Below are 23,479 nucleotides of genomic sequence, written 5' to 3' on the forward strand. Positions count from 1 at the left end.
GAATTGCAGCATAGGAGCCCACAAACTCTTTAATATAAATGCCATTTCGATTGAGTTCGGGATGGCATTTTTGTTTGGGCTATATTTTGTGATGTGTATTCTAAAAACTTCTCTAAACAAATCAGCCGTTGTTAAATATTTCTACTTACAACGGCTGATTTCTATCGCTTATTCATAAGCTTTAGCATAACGCGGGGGTACCCGCATCAGATCAATGAATTTAACTATCTAAGCTACCAAAGCTTCAGGGACTGCAACCAGCGGGTTGATGGTTTCATCATCCTTTTCTACGCGCAAATTATTCACAATATGTTGTTGGCGGGTTGGTGTGTTTTTACCCATAAAATATTCCAGCAAACCTTTAATGTTGGCATCTTTCAAAATTACCGGGTCAAGGCGCATGTCTTTACCAATGAACAGGCCAAACTCATCGGGCGATATTTCACCCAAACCCTTAAAGCGGGTTATTTCGGGCTTGTTACCCAGTTTGGCTATAGCGTTGCGGCGCTCCTCGTCGCTGTAACAGTAAATGGTTTCTTTTTTATTACGCACCCTGAATAGCGGCGTTTGCAAAATAGATACGTGCCCGGCCTTTACCACATCGGGGAAGAACTGCAAAAAGAAAGTCATGATCAATAAACGAATGTGCATACCATCCACATCGGCATCGGTAGCTATTACAACGTTATTGTAGCGCAGGCCATCCAAACCATCTTCAATGTTCAAGGCATGTTGCAGCAGGTTAAACTCCTCGTTCTCGTAAACCACTTTTTTGGTCAATCCAAAGCAGTTTAGTGGCTTACCCTTTAAGCTGAACACAGCCTGCGTAAGTACATCGCGCGATTTGGTGATCGATCCGCTGGCCGAATCTCCCTCGGTAATAAACAAGGTAGTATCCTGGCGGCGCTCGTGCGTGTCTTCAAAATGCAGTTTGCAATCGCGCAGCTTACGGTTGTGGAGCGATGCTTTTTTAGCGCGCTCATTGGCAAGTTTTTTAATACCCGCAATATCTTTACGCTCGCGCTCCGATTGCAGTATGCGTTTCAACAGGGCATCGGCCGTGGCCGGGTTTTTATGTAGAAAGTTATCGAGTTCGGTCTTTAAAAAATCGTTAATAAAGGTACGCACGGTTGGCCCTTCGGGACCAATGTTTTGCGAACCCAGCTTGGTTTTGGTTTGCGATTCAAAAACAGGCTCCTGCACCTTAATAGCAATAGCGGCTACGATTGAAGCACGGATATCTGCTGCATCAAATTCCTTTTTATAAAACTCGCGGATAGTTTTCACTACCGCCTCACGAAAAGCCGCCTGGTGTGTACCGCCCTGCGTTGTGTGCTGCCCGTTCACAAAAGAATAATACTCTTCGCCGTATTGCTGTCCGTGTGTTAAGGCTATCTCTATATCCTCCCCTTTCAGGTGGATAATGGGGTAGCGTATATTAGCCACATCGGCATTACGCTCCAAAAGGTCGCGCAGGCCGTTTTGTGAAAAGAATTTTTGCCCGTTAAAATTGATGGTTAAGCCGGCGTTGAGGAACACATAGTTCCAGATCATATTTTGCACAAACTCCGGAATAAAACGGTAGTTGCGAAAAATGGTTTCGTCGGGGTAAAAGTTAATCGCAGTTCCGTTACGTTGCGTGGTTTCTTTCTCAGGCTCGTCGCGTATCAATTCTCCTTTCGCAAATTCGGCCAGTTTGGTGCGGTTCTCACGGTAAGATTGTACCGTAAATGCAGTAGACAAAGCATTTACAGCCTTGGTACCTACACCATTTAAACCTACTGATTTTTGGAATGCCTTGCTGTCATACTTACCCCCGGTATTGATCTTCGATACGCAATCGATCACCTTACCCAAAGGTATACCACGGCCATAATCGCGCACAGATACCTTGTGATCGCTCATGTTCACATCAATGGTGCGACCGGCCCCCATTACAAACTCATCTATCGAGTTATCGACGATCTCTTTCAGCAATACGTAAATACCGTCATCGTACGCCGAACCATCGCCCAGTTTACCAATATACATACCCGGCCGCAGGCGGATGTGCTCTTTCCAATCGAGCGACCGTATACTATCTTCACTATAATTAACTTCTGCCATGTTTCTTTATGAAAAATACGTCATTGCGAGGTATAAAGGCAATGACATGCGTTGAAAGCACCAATCAAATATACTAATTTTCTTGGCAATCGAACATCTGCAAATCTACCTGAATTTTATGCAATCGCGCGCCTGATTTATGTTTTTAAAAAAAGCGGGACCTTTTTCGTTAGTGAGGCATACGGCCATTATATAACCGGTATGATCTTTTTGAATGGCAATAAGCAGGGCGTACTTATAGCGGCGGATCTCGGGCAAATCGGCCAGATTAAACAAGTAGGTCTTACCAGCATCGGCGTTGTACATTTCCAATACATTTGCCGGGAGGGGGCGTGCAAAGTACTTGTCGTCATCGCTCATAGCCGTAGCATGGGCACGTGCAACCTGCAGGTAGGTAGAATCGGGGTTGGCTAGTGTTTTACCGGTTATATCCTTTACCTGGTCGTAACTTAACCAGTTTTGTTTCAGCGAGTGCACCTGCAACCAAACCTCAAAATCCTGACCGGGCATGGTCATGGCATAATCGAAAGAAAAGTTTTCGTTATTAATTGCCGGGATTTCTTTAAAACTTTTAGGCATGGAAAAATCAACGCCAGCCGCGCGTGCCTCTTTCAAAAAGGAAGTAAGCTGCGGACTTAGTACTACAATTGCAGACGCAGGTTTTGGCTTCAACGCTTTTCTATGATGCTGCGCAAAAGACGGACTTTGCGTAAGCAGCAAACATCCGGCAGCTAATAAAAGTATTTTGCTAATTTTCTTTATAAAATTCATTACTGTTAGTGCAGTAAACCGTTTAAATATCTATATTAACAAAAGCATCATGGTGAGTGATAAACAAATGTATAATATTATTTTAAATACTTAGGGTAAGCAATGAGCATTAAACCTAAGCTTAGCCGCTTCGACCTTACCATGATCGTAATTAGCCTTATTATAGGCACAGGCATTTTTAAATCGCCGGGCGAGGTGGCTTTGCGTACCGGCAGCACCCAACTATTTTTTGCAGCCTGGGTAGTGGGTGGCCTGGTTACCCTGTGCGGTGCACTCACTTTTGCCGAAATTGGCGCCCGCTACCCTAATACGGGTGGTTTCTACAAATTGTTTTCTTATTGCTATCATCCGGCGTTTGCTTTCATGATTAACTGGGGAGCCGTTATTGCCACTACGGCATCGGTAGCCGCAGTGGCACTTATTGGTGCAGAATACCTGAACCCCATTCTTTTACCTGATAGCTTGCAAAATAGCACAGGAACTAAAATATCGACCATAGCCATGGTGCTGGTGGTTTATCTGATCAACTTTTTGGGCATCAAAACCAGCGCCCGCACCCAAAACCTGCTTACCATTTTTAAGGTAGGGATGATAGTGGTGTTATGCCTGGCCATTTTCAGGAGTGATAGCACCACGGTAATTACCCATGCGGTAATGCCGGTGGGCAATCCTGTTGCTTCTTTTGGGTTGAGTTTGGTGGCGGTATTCTTTACGTATACGGGCTACCAGCAAACCATCAACTTTGGTGGCGATGTTATAGATGCCAAGCGCAACATTCCCAAGGGGATATTTTTAGGGATAGCCATTGTCATAGCCGTTTACATGGCGGTTAACTTTGCTTATTATCATGTTTTAGGTATGGGCGGCTTACAGCAGAATACCGGGCTGGCGGCCAAAATGGCTTCGGTAGTATTTGGCGAAGTGGGCTCAAAAGTTACCTCGGTACTTATGTTCGTTTCGGTTTTGGCTTATGTAAATGTCAATATCATGTCGGTACCCCGGGTATACTACGCCATGGCCGAGGATGGTATGCTGCCGGCAATATTCAAGCGTGTTAACCCGCGTACCCAAGCACAGGAGTTTGGCATGAGCTTTTTCGTACTAACCATTTTGGGCATCCTGTTCTTGGTTAACTCCTTTGGCGAGGTACTTAATTATGCCATGTTTTTTGAATGCATTGGCCTCAGCACTGCTGCTATTGCCATATTCATTCTCCGCAAACGCACCAAAGAACTGGATGGAACGGGTATATATACTATCAAATGGTTCCCGCTGGTGCCTGTACTATTTATAGGGACGTATTGGTTTGTAACCCTGAGTATTTTTATGGCCAACCCCAAGGCTACGCTGGTTTGCCTGGGTGTTTTTGCGTTGGGACTTGCTATTTATTATGCCACAAAATGGCGGAAATTGTAGCTGCATTTAACCTCAAATTTTAATTAAAAAACTCCATAAAACTTCACAATTCCTCAATTCACCATAAGTGCTGTCCTGATCTACGAATCAAGAGCATCAACAAAATACAACGACTATTTCTTTGCGATCCGGATCAGGTATATTTAGAAATCTTTCACCTTCGGTCTTGCATCCGGCCGGGAGGACATTCTATCTTTCGTATTTAAATCCGGTGGAGTAATGCGCGTTGGTATTGTAATCCGAATCGGGGAGTTTAGTTAACGCTTTGCCATCTATGCTGGCATCGGGTATATTAAAGCCACCTGATGGGATGGACTGAAAATTGATGAACAACTGATGATCTTCGGTTAAACCGTTCCTATGAAACCTGACAATGAAATTGCGGACCCCCTTTTTTTGACACACCTCAAAAAGATATTTAGACACAAAATTCCCGCTGGGCACTTCATCACTGTAATCGCCTTGCTGACCGGCAACCGATTTTATCTTCAGCGAAACTAAGTTCGCTGAAGATGGATCGGTGTAGTAAACAGAAAGTGTTTCGCCTGTAACTGATGGCATTTGCAGGTAAATAACGAAGTCGGGCAAATCGGTAGCAGTGGCGCTACCTTTATTGCAGCCAAATAACACCATCGCCAGCAAAACGCCTGTTACAGTTTTTAGTATCATGCGTTAAGGATGTATATTGGTGACCTCGGTTTGGTCATGAAGGAAACGGTAAAGCTCTTCGCCGGTATTAGGATCGCGCGGAATCCACGAACCCGGCGAATACCAGCCGTTGCAATAGCCCCCCCAGCCCCAGTTCAGGTGTACCGTTACGTAATAGCCACTCCAGTAGCTTGGGTAACAAGTATTAGGAATAGCATGCAAACCATCGGCCACCCACTCGTGCCCGTCGCCACCCCATGGCCAAAAAGAATAAGTACGCCCGGTTAATATTACCGGCCTGCCGTACGATATACTGCCCAGCATATCGTATGCCGAGTAATCACCTTCATGTACCTCAGCATTAAAGCCTGCCTGCTTAAAATAAGTTTCATGGTTAGGATTAGCGCCCGATCCGCTTTCATCATAATCCATATTTACAGCGGTACCTATATCCCTGAGCAACCGTGCTGTTTCACTGCTGGCTCCATAATACATATTGCTATAATTGTAGCTTTGATAACCAGGTGTTCCGTTAACTCCTATTTTGTTCCATTGAAGTGGTACGTTGCCGTAGTTCCAGTACTTCATGATCTGGCCTATGGCTACAGCAACACAACCGGCAGGATCATGATAGCAATAACCGGCGTTACCGTTACCTGGAGCGTAATCGTTATAGCCACATCCCTGCCCCCAGTTAGTTTGCAAAAGCGGGCCAACGGTATACTCCGTACTGCATGGCGGCGGCGGCACGCATTCTGTACCATCGTAAGTATAACCCTCGGGGCAGGTAACACACTCGTGAAGTACGCGGTCGTAATAACCATTTTCGCAATACAATACATTGGTTTGCTTGCCCGGCGCTACAGATACCAGGTCGCTCGGGGTGGTTACGCTGCGGTACTTCATCCATTCGGTACGGATGGCCATACTATCAAGTGCATGAAAAGTGCTTTTTGTTAATGCTTTAATTTTTTCATGCTCGCTGTAAAGCCAGTTGTTTACCGGGTGCGCACGCATCGTAACTTCTTTAGGAAAGCTATCAGCATCTGAATATGCCAACACCGGGTGCTCCTTTTTAGTAGTTGATATAACGATGAAGCCGCCACCCGTAAAGTTGATTACATGTAACGATGGCTGCCCCTCGGCGTTGTTAAGGGTGTAAGCATCACTTACGGTTTTACTTTTAAAATTAATAGCGGCAGACATGGTACCCGAAGGCTTGTTTATACCAGCCTCCAATTTAATGGTTTGCCCGTTACTATCTTTAATATTGGGGGGTACGGCCATTATTGATGCCGGCACTTTAAACATACCGGCCATTTTGATGGCCATGTCTAAAGTAATGTCAACACTGGCTTGGGTAATAATTTCTTTTGTTAGGGTATTGTCTTTTTTACAGTTCGAAAAAAGAAACACCAGGCAAAGCAAAAAGAATGCGTAGTTTTTTTTCATGTTGATAAGGTTATACCGTAAATCTACTACGCAGAAATTTAATTAACAAATAAATTCACATTAATTATTATGTAATAAATAACGTACTATTTATTCACTATCAATGAGTTGTACATACAATAAAAAAGACCAAAGCAAGATGAATATGCTTTGGTCTTTTAATATTTAATGGACGATCTACCGTCGTATATACCTACTGCAATGGAGCAGATAGCTATAACTTAACACTTGTGCACTTTTTATAGCTAAGCAGTAAGCTTATCAGTAAGTTTAATTACTTCACTATCGAGTTTAACGGCACTGGTGCGGAGCAGGTCTATCATATCTCTTACTTCGTCGCTTACCTCCATGCCTTCGAGTAGGGCGGTTAAACCCAAAATATTAGCTAACGGTGCCCTTACCAAATGCGATTGATCGTAGGCCACTTGTTTCAGCGTATCTTCCTTGATCTCCTTTTCTATATCGGCTTGCTGCTTTTTCTTCAGCAATTCATCTTCATACTTTTTACGGTCGGTTACTTTGTATACAGTAGCCGCATAAAGCAATTCTCCATCACCATCTTTTTCAAATGCAGTGGCACTAAACAGGCAATGAAAATCGCATTTGGCGGTGTACATATGAAAGCTGATCTCTTTTACATCATGCCTCATGCGCAGCAAAGGCTGTACAAAGAGCTGATAGTAAAGCTTGCCTCCTTTATCTAAAAAATCGGTAAAGTCGTGGTAAATAACGTCTTCGGCATCGGCACACAACCAGGTTAGCAGTGTTTTATTGAGGTGAACAATGGTACCATCTGCCCTGAAGGTAAACAATCCGCAGGGGGCTTGATTATAAAACGCTTCAAAGTCCGTCTTCGGCGACGATATCATTGGATAGAAGTCTTGCATCTGATTTTGAGTAATTACTCAAATAACCATTAATGGCTTCTATTGTTTGAACATGTGCACTTAGATGCGGACAATGGCCGGTAGCTTCTAAAATAACGAGGGTGTTGTTAGGCGTATGCTTGTTTAGGTAATAACCAACTTCAACAGGCGCCAAAATATCGTCCAGGCATTGCAGTGTTAAGCTGGGTACGCTGAGTTTGGCCAGATCGGCCCGATTGTCTGAAAAAAAGGTTACACGGGCAAACTTACGGGCAATATCAGGGTCGGTGGCGCAAAAGTTAGCGGTAAGTTCTTCGCCCAACTCAGGCATGTGTGCATTACCCATAATTAAGGGAGCCATAGAACTCGACCAGCCCAAATAATTGGCGTCCATCATTTCGAATAAGCTATCAAGATCTTCCCGGTTTAAGCCGCCAACGTAATCGCCATCGTTAAGATAACAGGGCGAAGGTGCCACAAATACCAGCTTACTAAAATACTGTGGCTTGAGTATAGCGGCTCGCAAACCGCTCATGCAACTTACCGAGTGGCCTATAAATATCACCTCGCGCAGTTGTAACGCGTCAATAATATCTAACACATCGGCTGCATACCCTTCTAACGAACTGTAACGCTCAATATCGTAAGCAGCTAAGTCGGACTTACCCGAGCCCACAAAATCGAACACAACCAGGGTATACTTATACTGATAGACCTTAATGAGATGCCGCCATACGTTTTGATCGCAACCAAAACCATGCGCAAACATCATCACCTGCTCCCCTTCGCCAATTACGCGGACGTTATTTCTCTTTAAAATATCTGTCATTACCCATAGATACTATGTTAGCCTTTATACGCAGTCTTTTTTAATTAAGATTGTTTATTCAAAATTAAAAAAATAAACAAATCAGTGTTAATCAAGCTACTTGCGATAAATTTCAACTTCAGAAGCCCAAAATGGCCCATTTACTAGGCAAGAAAAAATATGAAAATTTACTGCTCCCCTTGCATCAAACCCTGCAACCTATCGCGCAGGTCTTCTAACTGGAACGGTTTGGGCAGGTAGTCATTCATACCGTGAGTTTTAATACGTGTTTGAATTTGATCGGACACCGAGGCCGTTAGTGCGATAATATAGGTACTGGCTTTCAGCGGATTGGTGTGCTGTCTTATTCTTTTCGCGGCTTCCATACCATCCAACACCGGCATATGCATGTCCATTAATATTACGTCGTAGTCTTTACTTTCAAGAAGTGCGAGTACTTCTTCGCCATTTTCTGCTATATCGGCCGTAATGTTCCAACGTTTAAAAAGCTGCTTCATGAAAAAGATATTCATCATATTATCTTCGGCAAGCAGCACGCGCAAATTAGCCAAATCAAATTCGCTACTCCTGTTTACAGCCACTGCTTCGTCGGGCAGTTTACTCAGATCTTCGTGCAGTACCAGATCAAAGTAGAAAACAGAGCCCTCGCCCGGCTTGCTTATGAGTTTGATATGGCTACCAAACCTTTCAACCAACTGTTTTACGATAGAAAGCCCCAAGCCCGTACCCCCAAACTTCCGGTTGGTGCTTACTGCTGCCTGTTTAAATGGCTCAAAAATTAGTAGTTGCTGAGCTTCAGAGATGCCTATACCCGAGTCTTTAATCTCGAAACGAATGGTTGAACTATCATGGTCGCTGTTTAAAACTTTGGCTTGCACATTTACCTCACCGTTCTCTGTAAACTTTACAGCGTTACCAATCAAATTATAAATAACCTGGCTAAGGCGGGCCGAATCGCCTAAATACCTTTTGCCCTTTATAGCATCATCTATGGTGAGTTCTAAGTGAAGCTTCTTTTCTTCTACCTTGAACATCATACCCTGCACAATACCGTTGAGCAAATGCTCCAGATCAAACGGTGCGTTCTCCAACTCAAACTTTCCCGAATCGAGTTTATTGATGTCCAGTATATCGTTTATTAAAGTTAACAACCCCTCTGCCGAAAATTTAAGCACATCTAACTGCTCTTTTTGCCTGGCGTTCGCGCTATCGCTAATAAGAAGTCCGGCAATGCCAATAACCGAGTTTAAAGGCGTGCGCAACTCGTGCGACATGGTAGAAAGAAAATTGGTTTTAGTTTCGGCCAGTTCGGCCAGTTTTTCATTCAGCAATTCGCTTTCTCTCAAATTACCGTACAACACGGCATGAAAGTATACGTGCGACATGAGTATTACTAAACAATTAATGGCAATGTAAACGTCGTTAAGCTGCTGGGGCAAGGCGTGCAGGCCGGTAAAGCGCTGGGGTATGTAATGTACCAGTATAACCGAAGCAAATGCAATAACGGTATATACAGCACCCCATTTTTTACCCAAGCCGTAAAATGCAGATATAATAACCATGAAGATAGCCTGCATAGCCACCACATCGGCACCAACCGATTGATTGAAAACCCGGTAGTAAACATGCAAGATGGTACCCACTACCGCATAATGAATACCCCAGTAAATTATTTTAGGAAAGCGGCGTAATATAAAGATGGTGATAGTAGACGTAACCATTAACCGGATAGCACGCCCGCTGCCATCGCCCTGGTGATTGCTGATGGCATCGAAAAGGTAGATAGCCCCTTTCAGCACATTAGCGCCCAGCATTAAGTAAAACAGTTTTAATTGAGCCTCTTGTAACGGCGTTTTGGCAGTTGAAGAATTAATAGCAGGAAGTAACTTAAAAGGCTTGCCCGGCATTGTAATGAGGTTAGAATAACAACTGCGTTTGCAAACTACAGCTGAAGGGCAAAGCTAAAGAAAATTTTGAAGTGGTGCGGTGATCATCTTAGTGCAAGCAGCTGGCGCTGCCATATGACCACCTGTTACTGAAACATATGCAAAACAGGCAACCTAAAATCTGTAGCTTATGATTAGTAGCATTGTAGTAATTATATTTACTTTATAAGGCACATGCCACAGGCGTGCGCCAGCATTGGGGGATAACACCGACCACAGGCTAAAAATTGGTACGCCGTCGTATGTTTTACTTTGTTATTGGGTTAATTTATAAGTCAGGTTCAACAAAATCATACAATGGGCGAACAGCTCATTACAATGGCTGATATATTCCACCAGAGTAAGCGTTCGTTCAGTACGGCCACCTTTGCCTGTTTTCAAGGTGATTTCCTGATCATCTGATTCTACCTTACTTGCTTTGTGGTAGGTTGCGTTTCGTATGCCGGAATCATAAAACCTTGAAAGGCCGGCCAGCTTCGCGTTGCCCGCAAAGTTATCGCAGCGTCCTGCTTTATCACTATCCAAATACTTCGAAAATGTAAACGCCGGTGATGATTGAAAAATCTCGTGATCTTCCCTTGCTAATAAATTGTTCATACCTGTAGGTACAACTAAGAGATCACCGAAAGTTTCATATAACCCGCCGTAGACCATCTCTAGTTTCTTCCAGTTAGCAGAAGTTGATTCCCCTATGGGCTGCATATCAAATTTTTGGGTTAGCAAAGTCGGCAGCAGTTCATGATAGGCATCGTTATAGGCATCCAAAACGGCATACATTCTTTCGATTAGAAACTCGTCACTCCTTCCCAATAAATAGGCTTTGAACTGCGGAAACGCGGGCTTCCTCTTTATCTTTTCTGCTTCAGATAAGGCGTCCCTATAAAGCAAATCCCATTTTCCTTCGATAAATTTCCGACCAACAGCGAGCGCCTTTTTTAGGATTTCACGACGAACCTTAGCTTGATTTTTGCCAAAATCATTTTCGAGCATCGCCCATCTTTTTTCTTTTAAGTATCGTAAAGGCAACATCAGTTCGTCCAATAGCTTTTTAAATTCAGCCGTACTTTTTTGTCCCTTCCGGAATTCAGCCAAACGTTCATGACCACCAATATTAAATTGGGTCATGTAATCCAACGAGGGGAAATAGAACGGGTTCGAAGCTTGAGCCGGATCAACAGTTATCTCCGGGTGTATATTTTGAATCGTAGCATCTTTTTTATCGTCGGTAGTTTCTATACCAACCATTATTTTAGAGCGGTCCTTCGCAAACCCATACTCAAGGTTTGCACCACAATCCTGACACTTAAAAGTGCCTTTTTGAGGAAAGCTGTTTCCCATATTGAATCTAATGCGATATAAATGAGCACATTCTTTACATTTTACATATTCACCGAAAATCATGATTTATTTGTTAGGATGCGAAAATAGTAAATGCAATGCTTGTTTTGACACTCTTAACTTATTCCAACAAAAAAAGCCCGGCAAAACCGGGCTTTCATATTTCAATATAGTTAAACTTAAACGCCTAACAACAATCTCGCAGGATCTTCCAGCAGTTGTTTAACACGTACCAGGAAGCTTACCGATTCGCGGCCGTCAACAATACGGTGATCATATGACAGGGCCAGGTACATCATAGGGCGAATAACCACTTGTCCGTTAACGGCAACCGGGCGCTCAATAATGTTGTGCATACCCAAGATGGCCGATTGCGGCGCATTAATGATTGGGGTACTCAGCATAGAACCAAAAATACCGCCGTTGGTAATGGTAAAAGTACCGCCGGTCATATCTTCAATGGTCAGCTTGTTTTCGCGGGCTTTACCGGCCAGCATAACTACGGCTTTTTCTACTTCGGCCAGACTCATGGCATCGGCATTACGGATAATAGGAACCACCAAACCTTTAGGGGCCGATACGGCGATAGAGATGTCGGCAAAATCGCTGTACACCACTTCTTCGCCATCTATACGGGCACCCACGGCAGGCCACTCAGAAAGGGCCATACAAACCGCCTTGGTAAAGAATGACATAAAGCCTAAGCCTACACCATGTTTCTCTTTAAATTTATCTTTGTACTTGCCACGCAGTTCCATAATGGGCTGCATATCTACCTCGTTAAAGGTAGTAAGCATAGCAGTTTCGTTTTTAACAGCCACCAAACGCTTAGCTACGGTTTTACGCAGGTTCGACATTTTTTCCCTACGCTCGGCACGCGGGCCGGATGCTGCCGGTTGCGAGGTTTGAGGTGCGGGGGAAGCTGCAGGTTTCGAAGCAGGCGCAGCTGGTTTCTGCGCACCTAAAGCGTCTTCTTTAGTAATGCGACCACCAACACCGGTACCACTTACCGCTTCAGGACTCATGCCCTTTTCGGCCAGGATCTTTCCGGCAGCAGGCGATGGTGTACCAGCGGCGTAACCGTTTGCAGAAGGTGCGGGGTTCGAAGATTGAGGAGCGGAATTAGCAGCAGCAGGCGCACCTGAAGCTTCCCCGCTCTTCGCACTTGTACCACCACCCGAAATAGAGCATACCACAGCACCAATGGCTAAGGTATCGCCTTCGGCGGCAATAGTTTTTAAGGTACCTGCGCTTTCGGCAGTTAACTCAAAAGTTGCTTTATCAGATTCCAGTTCGGCAATAGCTTCGTCCATTTCAACCTGGTCGCCGTCTTTTTTGATCCAGCGCGACAGGGTTACTTCGGTAATAGACTCTCCTACCGGTGGAACTTTAATTTCAATGGTTTTGGCTTCTGTTGCGGGTTGGCTATTGTCTGTTGACTGGGTAACTTCTGGTTTAGCGGCACGTTGGCCTGGTGCACTTTCGTCGGCAGCGGCAGCTGTGCTTTTATCGGCAGCAGGTGCAGTAGCAGCGCCACCAGCTTCGATGCTGGCCACAACACCACCAATAGGCAGGGTATCGCCTTCGGCAGCTACAGTTTTTAAAGTTCCGGCACTTTCGGCAGTAAGCTCAAAAGTGGCTTTGTCCGACTCCAATTCGGCAATTACTTCATCCATTTCAACCGCATCGCCGTCTTTCTTGATCCAGCGCGATAAGGTTACCTCAGTGATAGATTCGCCAACCGGCGGAACTTTGATCTCTAAACTCATGTTTTTATTAAGTTGCGGGTTATTAGTTGCGAGGTGCGGGGTTAAAAGTTTCTGGTTATACAAGGATAGTTTCCCCGCAACCAAAAACCCTGATCCCCGCAACCCTAATTAGTCTGCATTAGTTTCGGCCATTTTTTTAGCCGTGTCTTTTACTTTTTCTTTTTGATTTTGGCTTACCGGGGCTTCAAAAGCTTTGGAAATGATATACAATTGCTGTGAAGCATGTTGTTTAGCATAACCGGTAGCAGTGCTGGCACCTTCCTTACGCGAAATTACATCTAACTGTAAACCGCTCTTGCGGAACTTGCGCAGCATGTAAGGCCATGCACCCATGTTTTCGGGCTCTTCCTGTACCCATATAAAATCGGTAGCGTTGGTATACTTGGCCTTAATGGCTTCCATTTCCAATACCGGGGTTGGGTAAAGCTGCTCTACACGTACAATGGCCACATCGGCACGTTTATCGGTTTGCTGTTTTTCAAGCAATTCGTAATAGATCTTGCCGCTACAGAACAGTACGCGTTTCACCTTCTTAGCATCAGCAGTAAAGCTGTCGTCAATCAGTTCCTGGAACTTACCTTGGGTAAAGTCTTCTAATTTAGATACGCAGGCAGGGTGACGCAGTAAACTTTTTGGCGAAAAGATCACCAATGGCTTACGGAAATCGCGGTGCAGTTGGCGGCGTAAAATATGGAAAAAGTTGGCCGGTGTAGAGCAGTTAGCTACCTGGATATTGTTATCGGCACAAGCCTCCATAAAACGCTCTATACGGGCCGATGAATGCTCAGGGCCCTGGCCTTCATAACCGTGAGGTAATAACATGACCAAACCATTACCACGCTGCCACTTGGTTTCGGCACTTACCAGGTATTGGTCAACGATGATTTGGGCACCGTTCACAAAATCGCCAAACTGGGCTTCCCAAATGGTTAGGGCATTAGGATTAGCTAAGGCATAACCGTAATCGAAACCCAATACGCCGTATTCAGATAGTAAAGAGTTATATACGCTAAACTTAGCCTCGGTATCTAAAGTAGATAACGGGGTGTATTCCTCATCCGTATCGGGGAGTGTAACCACCGCATGACGGTGCGAGAAAGTACCACGTTTAACATCCTCACCGCTTAACCTTACCGGGTGGCCTTCTTTCAACAAAGACCCGTAAGCCATCAATTCGCCCATAGCCCAATCGAACGTTTTGGTTTCGTTCACCATTTTGCGGCGGTCGTCAAACAATTTTTCAATTTTCTTGAAGAAAGTTTTGTCGGCCGGCAGGTTGGTTAACTTCTGGCCAATTTCAAGTAGTTCGCTTTCGCTAACTGCGGTATTGGCATCGGCATAAATTTCTGCTTTGGTAGGCAGGTGCAAACCTTGCCAAGAGCCGGCAAACATGGCATTACCGGTTTCAACACGGGCTTGAGCCTTGGTTTCATCCAGTTGCTTTTGCAGCTCGTCTTTGAAGGTTTTTTCCATCGCTTTTGCATCGTCGGCGGTAATGCTGCCTTCGGCTAAAAGTTTCTGGTAATATATCTCGCGCGGATTAGGGTGCGCCTCAATAGCTTTGTAAAGGGTTGGCTGTGTAAATTTAGGCTCATCGCTTTCGTTATGACCAAAGCGGCGGTAGCATAAAATATCAATAAACACATCCTCGTTAAACTCCTGGCGGTACTCCATAGCCAGGTTAATTACGTACACCAATGCCTCGGCATCATCACCATTTACGTGGAACACGGGCGATAATACAGTTTTGGCAATATCGGTACAGTAAGTGCTCGAACGGGCATCTTTATAGTTGGTGGTAAAACCAATTTGATTGTTAATCACCAGGTGAACAGTTCCACCTGTTTTGTAACCATCCAGTTTTTCCATTTGCAGCACCTCATAAATAATACCCTGGCCGGCTACCGAAGCATCGCCGTGGATTAAGATAGGTGCAATTTTATCATGATCGCCATTGTACTTACCATCAATTTTGGCTCGTGTAATACCCTCAACTACGGGGCCTACAGTTTCCAGGTGCGATGGGTTGGGGCAAAGGCTTAAGTGTACTTGCTTGCCGTTAGAAGTTTCCACATCGGTAGAGAAGCCCAGGTGATATTTCACATCACCACCAAACGAAGATTCCATATCATAGTTCTTGCCTTCAAACTCCGAGAAGATCTCTTTGTAAGGCTTGCCCATAATATTGGCCAATACGTTTAAGCGGCCACGGTGAGCCATACCAATGGTAAATTCTTCGATGCCCAATTGTGCACCTTTTTCAATAACCGAATCAAGCGCCGGGATAAGTGCCTCCGCACCTTCTAATGAGAAACGTTTTTGGCCCAAAAACTTGGTACCCAAAAAGCTTTCAAAGCCAACGGCCTGGTTAAGCTTGTTTAAAATACGTTTCTTTTCTTCTTTATTAAATGATGGCTGGTTGCGTTTACTTTCCATACGCTCCTCAAACCATTTGGTTTTGATAGGATTACGCATGTATTTATACTCGGCACCTATGCTTTGGCAATAAGTATCTTCCAGCACCTGGCGAATATCGCGCAGTTTGGCCTGGCCTAAACCTAATTCAACACCGGCATTAAACACGGTGTCCATATCGGCTTCGCTCAGCCCAAAAGTCTCTAATTCTTTACCCGGAAAGTATTTGCGGCGTTCGCGCACGGGGTTGGTGTGGGTAAACAAGTGCCCGCGTGTACGGTACCCGTTTATCATATTCAGCACGTTTATTTCCTTTAAAACATGCTCTGGTGCACCGCTACCGGCTGCTGTTGCAGCAGTTTGAGGTGTTGATCCTTGTCCGAAATCGAAGCCTTCAAAAAACTTTTGCCAGCCGTAATCTACCGATTCGGGGTCCTGTTTGTAAGCCTCGTACAAAGAATCTATATAGGCAGCGTTTCCGCTATTAACATAAGTAAGACGATCCATCTGAATACCAATCTGTAAAACGGTACAAAACTAAGAATATAAGCTGTAAGTTCTACGGTTTAATTTGCTTTTGGTTTGGTAAATTATATATTTATTACCTTAAAAGGATATTGTAAAATGAACACTTAGTGTTAAAATTACAACGGTTTTGATATTTGGGCCGTTTCCCTCCGGGCCGGGCTATACGCTCATACGCCTGCAGGCTTTTACCGCACAGGCCGGTATCCGCTGCTATCCCTAACGTTGGTGGAAGTGGTATTAAGGTATTTATAGGGTGAATAGAATGAGGGTTTATGGTGCAAGTGCCTACTTGTGACTCGGCATGTATAAGTACATTGCGCAACTTGTGGTAGGTGTTATCACCGCACCACTTACCTTACGTATATTCCCGACATGCATCAACCACCTTTAGAGTGGTGCGGTGATAACACCGACCACAAGCTGAAAGGCTTTGCAGCATTTTTTGTGTAACCTATGTATGCAGTATGATCTTGCAGCAATTAATTTTTTTCAACCATTTTATGATATGAGCTAATCAAAATCAATAATTAACTTAGTGGCAAAAAACCACACATGCTTAAACCGAATAAAAATAATCTGCAAATTGTTATTGTACCACTTTTACTTATTTTAAGTCTTGCGTTCAAGTTTAAAGAGGAGATAATCAACTATTTTGGAACAAGCAAGGAGATCACACTCAGTAAAAAAATATACAAACTATCCTGGAGTTCGCACCCAAACGCTACATATTATAAACAGGAATATATTCCAGACGGAGATAAAGCCGACACCTTTAATGATATGATTCTTATCGACTTTATTCAGCGCGATATGCCGGTTGCAGAAGTGGTTAAGGCCCAGGTAAACATGCTTAACGAGCGTAAAAAAACTGACAATATTTGCAACTACCACCTTATTAATAGCGCAAACGGCAGCGAATATATTCTGGACTTTGTGATGAGTGAAAGCAGCGGCCCAACGCTTAAAATTGTGGAGTGGAATGCATACCGGTACAAGGCTTATACCGATAAACAAGGCCATAAAGGAGTTTTACTATTTGGCGTAAGCCACCGCAGTTATGGCAGTAAAGCAAGCAGTTTCTTAAAATCATTAAAGGAATATCGTGTTGAACACCGGAAGGCGTTAGTTAGCTATCCTACGCCTAACATTCAAATTAAGCCTTAAGTATCAGGTAGTTCAGATTATCTGCTCATACGCCTGTAGGCCTTAGGCTCGGGCCGGTATCTGCTGCTACCCCTAACGCAGTTTTGTGCGTTTTAACTGCCGTCTATACTGGTTAACCTCCTTCTTTTCGCTCATTGCCGCGAGTGGCTACTCCCGTTTCCGCAGGGTCTCTCGTAGAGTACCCTGCATTACAAAGCGACTTAAACTGCACCCATATACACAGCATCGCAGGGTCCTTTACGAGAGACCCTGCGAAGACAAAGTGATTATGACATTGAAGTATATGAAAACGATGTATTATTAGAAAACTGGTATAAATATATGTAACGGTATATTAAACTTTTCCCGTTTGGGCAGGGTACCTTGTGAAAGGTACTGAACCGACAAGAAACACAAATCAATGGTCTATCGCTTTTTGTAATGAGCTTAATACTTCTCTATAAACAGAAGCATCTGTTATTATCCCTTTATCTTCAAAGTAGTAAGATCTGGAAGAGCTATTCCCGCCAAAATAATATTGCTCCATGTAAATATTAAGGGTAACCTGAGTTTGGTTACCTACTTGTTTTAAGAAGAAATTCATCGTCCTTTTTTCGCCTGCTTTTGTCGACAATAAACTCCCGTTCTTTATAAATACTTTACCTTGTATAAATCCGGCTTGCTTATCTAACGATTGAATAAAAATATCTTTCGTTGTTAAGTAGTCAATCACTTTATCAAAAGCAGCGTCTTTATCAAGCGTTATGGTTGTTGTTTTAAATAATTTATCATTTTGCGCTAATGTAGCACTTGTGCAAAAACATAAAAGAAGCACTATTAATAAGTTTTTCATTTTCATCATAGTTAGTTTTAATAATAACCACATCTGCGAAATACCCTAAAGAAACAAACATAACGATAATTCCGTCTCCACAGGTTCTCTCGTAGAGTACCTTGCAGAGAAAAAGGCTTACCCGGCAAGTAAGAGCACGGGGGATGACAGAAAGGCGGGTCAGCCCGGGCCTTGTGCGGAGAAGCTTTTTTCTGTCTTGATTTTTTGTTACTTTTTGTATCAAGATAAAACTTAGCGATAGCGATCTCATGAACACCTTTAAACAATAAACACACGTGAATAAAGTAATGGGCCTCTCCGGCCAAGAGGAGACTAAGGTTGTTATTAGCACTAATTAAAGTTAAACGCATAAACCTTTATTATCTAACTGCATCATCATTAAATAGGAACCCCTACAACCCATTCAAATCCCCTAAATACTTCTCTGCCTGTTCCATCAGCAACGCCTTCTCCTCAGGTTTCATTTTTTTCAGCGTTACATAAGCCATACCTATACGCGGGTTGTTTAGCAGCTTTTCAGCGTTACGTTCAAAAAAGTTCCAGTACAGGCTATTGAAGGGGCAAGCCCTATCCCCAACCTTCTTTTTATAATCGTAATGACAGTGCTTACAATAATCGCTCATCTTGTTAATATAAGCCGCCGAGGATGCGTATGGTTTGGAACCAATGATGCCGCCATCGGCAAACTGGCTCATGCCGCGGGTGTTGGTAATTTCTACCCATTGTATAGCATCAATGTACACGCCCAAATACCAGGCATCCACATCATCGGGGTTAATGCCAGCCAGCATGGAGAAATTACCGATCACCATTAACCGCTGTATATGGTGCGCCCAGGCATGGTCTAAAGACTGACCAATACATTTGTGCAGGCAGTTCATTTTGGTATTGCCATCCCAGTACCAGTGCGGTATTTCGGTTTTATGGTTCAGAAAATTTAAGCTTTCAAAATCGGGCATCTGCGCCCAGTATACGCCACGCATAAATTCGCGCCAGCCTATTACCTGCCTTATGTACCCTTCTACCTGCGCCAGCGAGATAGTGTCTTTATTTTGCTCGTAGTGGCTCAGCACCTTGGTTACGATCTCTACCGGCGATATCATTTTTACATTTTGCGCAAACGACAGCCTTGAGTGAAACAAACTGATATGCTCCTGCAACATGGCATCCTCGTAAGTACCGAAGTACGGCAGCAGATTATGGCAAAAATACTGCAGCGATTTCAAAGCTTCCTGTCGCGATAACGGCCAGGGGAAATGCTCAGCATCCACATTACCAAAATACTTTACGCCCATGCGGTCTACCATTTCTTTCAAGGCCGTTACATCATGATCAAAGGTAATGGCATCTTCCAGCGGCACCTTGCCATCGTACTTTTTACGGTTGTCGGCATCAAAGTTCCAGCGGTTGCCCAGCGGGTCGTCGCCCTGCATCAAGATGTGCAGCTTGTTACGCATGTGGCGGTAAAAGCTTTCCATGAGGTAGCGCTTTTTATGGCCGAAAAAATTCTGCACGTCCAGCCGTTCGGTAAAGAAGTGTTCGGTGTCGGCCACGCCGGTGTCGATAGTTAAGCTATGGCAAATACTCTTGAGTTGCTCGTCTAACCGATATTCGTCGGGCAGTTGGTATTCAAAACGGCTAAAATCTTCTTTCTTGATAATGCGTTTCAGATTCTGTTCAAAATCCTGCTGATTGTCCTCATCATTAAGTTTGAGGTAGATTACCTGGTGGCCTTTTTTGGTTAGCTGGTGAGCAAAATTGCGCATGGCGGCAAAAAAAGCCAGTATTTTTTGCACATGGTGTTTAACGTACTCTTGCTCCTGCATTACTTCGAGCATGATGTAGGTTACGTTATCGTTTTTGTGTTGATACCAACTGTGATTACTGTTGAGCTGATCGCCGAGGATTAAGCGTAAGGTTTTGGCCATGGCTTTACAACATTTTACAAGTGTTGCAGGTTTTTAAATGCTTAGTGTTATTGGTTGTGAAACTTCGCCCATTCAGGCGTCCGCGCCTGAATGTTGTCTGGGGCAAGCGTCCACGCTTGCGTATGATACTTAAGCGTAGATGCTTACCTTAGGATTTCGTTCAGGCGTGGACGCCTCAACGGGCGGGATTGATTGTCCGTCTGAGCCTGTCGAAGACCTTACCAACCGGCGAATGCTTCGACAAGCTCAGCATGATATTGCGGAAATTAGCGGGTGGGGTACTGAAACAAGTTCAGCATGACACTCAAATTCAGTAGCGTTGAAAACTAATCAACCAATCAAACAAAACTAAGCTACCTTTTCCCCGGCCAACCACAGCTTTGTATACTCGCCTTTAGGGTCGAGTTCGGCGGGGGTTTTGGGATTGAAATAGCGGTTTTCGCGCGGGTCGTTGCCTACGCCGGCTATGTAGGCCCAGTTGCCCCAGTTGCTGGCGGGCGAGTAATCGATAAGTTTTTCTTCGAACCATTGGGCGCCGCGGGTCCAGTCTACCTTTAAGGTTTTAACCAGGTAGTACGATACGGTTTGGCGGCTGGCGTTATTCATGAAACCGGTAGCATCAAGTTCGTGCATACTGGCATCAATAAAAGGTACGCCGGTATGGCCGGTTTTCCATTGCTCAAAAAGCTCATCCTGGTTTTGGGCCAGCTCGGGCGCTGCATTTTTAAATCCTTCAGGGTCGAAGAACTTGCGGCTATATTTTTTGAACATGAATCTGAAATAATCGCGCCATAACAACTCCAGCATGAGCGGGTGGTTATTGGTTTCCTGCTCATGTTTTACCACTTCCCAATACACCTGCCTGGGCGATACACAGCCCAATGCCAACCATGGCGATAGTTTAGACGATGCCTGGTTACGGCTCTTTCCAGTACTATTTAAACGCTGCCCCGTAAAAAACTGGTTCAACTGCTGCCAGGCTACCGTTTCGCCACCTTTAAAGGTATAAGTTGCGCGCATATCATGCACCGGCTGCGTTAAACCCAATTGTTCTAACGTTGGCAGCTCGCCGGCATCGGTTATATCGGGGGTTATTATGTTTTCGGGGGTTGCAATGCAGGGGCGTACATTGCTATCGCGTTCTACCTTCTTTTTAAAAGTGTTAAAGCTGTCGGGAATATCTTTGATAGGGAAAGGAAGATCTTCTTTATGGTAAAGCGTATGACCGATAAAATGCTTAAGGTTAATTTGCATCTTCCACAAAGCAGCTTCTACTTCTTCAGAAATATTGGTTTCCTCAAAGGCCACCTCGCGGTGATGGTATACTTCGTTTACCCCATATTGCTGGGCTAATTGGGGCAGTACCTCTACCGGGTTGCCATGGGCAATAAGTAATTCGCCGCCTAAATTGCGCAGGCTTTGGCGCAGGTCGGCTACGCTTTCCAATAAAAATTCGGCCCTGAAATTGCCGGTTTTCATGCGGCCATCGGTAGGGAAATAATGAGGATCAAAACAATATACCGGCAATACTTTATCAGCTTTACGCGTGGCTTCCAACAGTATTTCATTGTCTTGCACACGTAAATCATTCCTAAACCAAACCAGTATTGTTCTTTCGCTCATTCTTTATAATTGATCTAAACTAGATATACAAAAATCGTAATTATTTACTTCTCCTGCACTTCTCGCTGCAATATTTGACATCATCCCAACACTTTTCCCACTTCTTGCGCCAGGTAAATGGCCGGTTACAAACCAGGCAAACTTTTTGCGGCAAATTGCTTTTCAGGATATTCTTCGGTGCTGGCATATCAATCTAAACAAACTCATATTCCGTATGTTAGAGCATCTCATTCATTAAACGTTCAAACATGAATTTTAACGGAAAAAACATCCTCATTGTGGGCGGAAGCTCGGGTATTGGCCTGGCTTTAGTAAAGCAACTGGTAAAGGATGGAGCAAATATAATCAATCTGTCGCGTACTTCATCGGCCGAATGGCCCGATGGCGTGAAGCATATTGAAATGGACGTACTGGGTGATTTGAGTAGCCTGGCTGCCCAACTGCCCGAACAATTACACGGACTGGTTTACGCGGCGGGCAGCATTAACCTCAAACCCTTTACACGCCTTACGGCAGATGACTTTTTAAACGACTACAGTATTAACGTATTGGGTGCTGTAACAGTGATACAACAGGCGCACAAAGCCCTGCGTGCTTCGGGTGCCGCATCGGTAGTATTGTACAGCACCGTAGCTACTAAGGTGGGCCTGAGTTTTCACACCAGTGTAGCGGCCGCTAAAAGTGCTGTGAACGGCTTAACCCTGGCCCTGGCTGCCGAGTTTTCTACCCAAAACATTCGCGTAAATGCGGTGGCACCATCGCTTACCGATACCCCGCTTGCCGGAAGCCTGCTGAGTACTGATGATAAACGCGAGGCCTCTAACAAACGCCACCCGCTGGGCCGCTACGGGCAACCTGATGATATTGCCTCGGCCACCAAATTCCTGCTCTCCGACGAAAGCAGCTGGATGACCGGACAGATTATTTCGGTGGACGGTGGGATGTCGACGATAAAATAAAGGGGAGAGTCAAGAATACAGATTCAGGAGTCAAGACAGGAAATCTCTTAACCGTTTGATGGAGCCAATCTGGATTCTTGACTCTGTACTCCTGACTCTCTCCCAAAACTTGCTTGCTATTGACACTAAATACCCTATTTAACCGTACATTTATATAAATCACCAACGGAAAAATTTATGGCTACTACAGAGAGCATTCAAAGCGCTTATATAGATTATGTGTTGACCGAAGGACATGAACCTAAATCGGTTTACTTGTTTGCCAAGCAAAACGAGATGACCGAGGAGGAATTTTACCGTTTCTTTGGTTCGTTTGAGGCAGTGGAGCAAAACATATGGACCGAACTTGCCCGCCGTACCATTACCGAGGCTAAGGGCCAGGAAATTTGGGCACAGTATTCGGCCCGCGAAAGGGCTTTGTCTTTCTTCTACAGCTTTTTTGAGTTGCTGAAAGGCAACCGCAGTTTTGCGGTTTACAGCTTAAAAAAACAGCCACTCACGCTATCTAACCCGCGTGTGCTGGAACCTATGAAGCACCTGTTTGAGAGTTTTGCCGACGACATTTTGCGCGACGGCCTGGAAACCGGTGAGTTAACCGACCGCAAATTTTTCTCTAATAAGTACAAAGATGCCCTGTGGATGCAGTTTGGCTTCGTGCTTAAATTCTGGATCAATGATAACTCGGCCGGGTTTGAAAAAACCGACGAGGCTATTGAAAAAGGTGTTAACGTAACTTTCGATCTTTTTCAACGCTCGCCTATTGACAACCTGTTGGATTATGGCAAGTTTTTAGCCAAGAATGGCGGTTTGAAAGAACGGATGGGGTTTTAACCTCTCCGAATCCTCCCCAAAGGAGAGGACTTTAACTTTCTAACGAACAAAATTATAA

At 44.4% G+C, this 23,479-nt stretch carries 18 protein-coding genes; 4 read left to right on the top strand and 14 right to left on the bottom strand.

Translation table 11 applies throughout. The features are described from left to right. Window positions 1-228: 228 nt before the first annotated feature. Window positions 229-2,106 (bottom strand): DNA topoisomerase IV subunit B, encoded by a 1,878-nt coding sequence (locus IEV61_RS03465; protein WP_188413779.1) that lies wholly within the window; start codon window positions 2,104-2,106, stop codon window positions 229-231. 105 nt (window positions 2,107-2,211) lie between these two features. After that, on the bottom strand, window positions 2,212-2,877 hold the full coding sequence (locus IEV61_RS03470) for a hypothetical protein (RefSeq protein ID WP_188413780.1): 666 nt from the start codon (window positions 2,875-2,877) through the stop codon (window positions 2,212-2,214). Window positions 2,878-2,979: 102 nt separating this feature from the next. Between IEV61_RS03470 and IEV61_RS03475 the strand changes: the two genes are divergently transcribed. After that, entirely contained in the window at window positions 2,980-4,293 is a 1,314-nt protein-coding gene (locus IEV61_RS03475; protein WP_188413781.1) for an APC family permease, read from the top strand. 189 nt (window positions 4,294-4,482) lie between these two features. On the opposite strand, the gene IEV61_RS03480 is transcribed toward IEV61_RS03475, so the two are convergent. From IEV61_RS03480 to IEV61_RS03515, 8 genes are all read right to left on the bottom strand, one after another. Next, window positions 4,483-4,962 (bottom strand): hypothetical protein, encoded by a 480-nt coding sequence (locus IEV61_RS03480; protein WP_188413782.1) that lies wholly within the window; start codon window positions 4,960-4,962, stop codon window positions 4,483-4,485. 3 nt (window positions 4,963-4,965) lie between these two features. Next, the gene (locus IEV61_RS03485) at window positions 4,966-6,393 is read right to left on the bottom strand and encodes a C10 family peptidase (RefSeq protein WP_188413783.1); all 1,428 of its coding nucleotides are present in this window, start codon (window positions 6,391-6,393) and stop codon (window positions 4,966-4,968) included. Window positions 6,394-6,638: 245 nt separating this feature from the next. Continuing rightward, window positions 6,639-7,280, bottom strand: coding sequence for a PAS domain-containing protein (locus tag IEV61_RS03490; protein WP_188413784.1), 642 nt, complete (start codon window positions 7,278-7,280; stop codon window positions 6,639-6,641). Then, window positions 7,234-8,088 carry an alpha/beta fold hydrolase gene (locus IEV61_RS03495; RefSeq protein WP_188413786.1) on the bottom strand — a complete coding sequence of 285 codons (855 nt, stop codon included), beginning with the start codon at window positions 8,086-8,088 and terminating at the stop codon, window positions 7,234-7,236. The genes IEV61_RS03490 and IEV61_RS03495 overlap by 47 nt, the downstream gene beginning before the upstream one ends. A 167-nt stretch (window positions 8,089-8,255) precedes the next feature. Beyond that, window positions 8,256-9,995 (bottom strand): ATP-binding protein, encoded by a 1,740-nt coding sequence (locus IEV61_RS03500; RefSeq protein WP_188413788.1) that lies wholly within the window; start codon window positions 9,993-9,995, stop codon window positions 8,256-8,258. A gap of 294 nt (window positions 9,996-10,289) precedes the next feature. Next, window positions 10,290-11,435, bottom strand: a complete 1,146-nt coding sequence (locus IEV61_RS03505) for a hypothetical protein (RefSeq protein WP_229747022.1) — start codon at window positions 11,433-11,435, stop codon at window positions 10,290-10,292. A gap of 116 nt (window positions 11,436-11,551) precedes the next feature. Next, entirely contained in the window at window positions 11,552-13,141 is a 1,590-nt protein-coding gene (odhB, locus tag IEV61_RS03510) for a 2-oxoglutarate dehydrogenase complex dihydrolipoyllysine-residue succinyltransferase (protein ID WP_188413792.1), read from the bottom strand. A gap of 108 nt (window positions 13,142-13,249) precedes the next feature. After that, window positions 13,250-16,063: a 2-oxoglutarate dehydrogenase E1 component gene (locus tag IEV61_RS03515; RefSeq protein ID WP_188413794.1), complete on the bottom strand. Its 2,814-nt coding sequence runs from the start codon at window positions 16,061-16,063 to the stop codon at window positions 13,250-13,252. A gap of 573 nt (window positions 16,064-16,636) precedes the next feature. Here IEV61_RS03515 and IEV61_RS03520 point away from each other — a divergent pair. After that, window positions 16,637-17,248, top strand: a complete 612-nt coding sequence (locus tag IEV61_RS03520; RefSeq protein WP_188413796.1) for an HI_0983 family protein — start codon at window positions 16,637-16,639, stop codon at window positions 17,246-17,248. A 397-nt stretch (window positions 17,249-17,645) separates the two neighbouring features. On the opposite strand, the gene IEV61_RS03525 is transcribed toward IEV61_RS03520, so the two are convergent. From IEV61_RS03525 to IEV61_RS20665, 4 genes are all read right to left on the bottom strand, one after another. Continuing rightward, the gene (locus tag IEV61_RS03525; RefSeq protein WP_188413798.1) at window positions 17,646-18,080 is read right to left on the bottom strand and encodes a hypothetical protein; all 435 of its coding nucleotides are present in this window, start codon (window positions 18,078-18,080) and stop codon (window positions 17,646-17,648) included. A 392-nt stretch (window positions 18,081-18,472) separates the two neighbouring features. After that, a complete protein-coding gene (locus IEV61_RS03530; RefSeq protein ID WP_188413800.1) occupies window positions 18,473-20,008 on the bottom strand; it encodes a cryptochrome/photolyase family protein in 1,536 nt (511 codons plus the stop codon). A 348-nt stretch (window positions 20,009-20,356) separates the two neighbouring features. Further along, the gene (locus tag IEV61_RS03535; RefSeq protein ID WP_188413802.1) at window positions 20,357-21,631 is read right to left on the bottom strand and encodes a DASH family cryptochrome; all 1,275 of its coding nucleotides are present in this window, start codon (window positions 21,629-21,631) and stop codon (window positions 20,357-20,359) included. Between the two features lie 40 nt (window positions 21,632-21,671). Further along, window positions 21,672-21,818: a DUF2256 domain-containing protein gene (locus IEV61_RS20665; RefSeq protein WP_188413804.1), complete on the bottom strand. Its 147-nt coding sequence runs from the start codon at window positions 21,816-21,818 to the stop codon at window positions 21,672-21,674. Window positions 21,819-21,879: 61 nt separating this feature from the next. Between IEV61_RS20665 and IEV61_RS03545 the strand changes: the two genes are divergently transcribed. Further along, on the top strand, window positions 21,880-22,590 hold the full coding sequence (locus IEV61_RS03545) for an SDR family NAD(P)-dependent oxidoreductase (protein WP_188413806.1): 711 nt from the start codon (window positions 21,880-21,882) through the stop codon (window positions 22,588-22,590). Between the two features lie 177 nt (window positions 22,591-22,767). Beyond that, a complete protein-coding gene (locus IEV61_RS03550) occupies window positions 22,768-23,421 on the top strand; it encodes a TetR family transcriptional regulator C-terminal domain-containing protein (RefSeq protein WP_188413808.1) in 654 nt (217 codons plus the stop codon). Window positions 23,422-23,479 lie beyond the last annotated feature (58 nt).

Source organism: Mucilaginibacter galii (assembly GCF_014635825.1).
GTDB lineage: Bacteria > Bacteroidota > Bacteroidia > Sphingobacteriales > Sphingobacteriaceae > Mucilaginibacter > Mucilaginibacter galii.